This is a genomic window from Mesorhizobium sp. M7A.F.Ca.MR.362.00.0.0 (genome assembly GCF_004023175.1).
Classification (GTDB): Bacteria; Pseudomonadota; Alphaproteobacteria; order Rhizobiales; family Rhizobiaceae; genus Mesorhizobium.
In genome coordinates this window covers 1-250 of sequence record NZ_RZTF01001077.1, presented here as the reverse complement: position 1 = coordinate 250, position 250 = coordinate 1, and the positions used below count along the sequence as shown (strand labels likewise).

The 250-nt window shown below is 45.2% G+C and carries 1 protein-coding gene; it reads left to right on the top strand.

Annotated elements, in window-relative coordinates; all coding sequences use genetic code 11:
- Positions 1–250 (top strand): ATPase, T2SS/T4P/T4SS family (locus EOC06_RS39190; RefSeq protein ID WP_164899101.1); only part of this gene is annotated, 250 nt, incomplete at both ends.

Sequence of the window (250 nt, the reverse complement as noted above, 5' to 3'; positions counted from 1 at the left end):
GAACGAGACGATGAGAAAGCATATTATCACATTGGAAGATCCGATTGAATACTTGCATAAGCATGGTAAATGCATTATTGATCAGCGAGAGGTCGGCTTTGATACGAAGAATTTCGCCAATGGGCTGCGGGCTTCGTTAAGACAGGACCCGGATGTTATTCTAGTCGGCGAGATGCGTGATTTAGAAACAATTCAAACCGCAATTACAGCAGCAGAAACAGGCCATCTTGTGCTCGGAACGCTTCATACG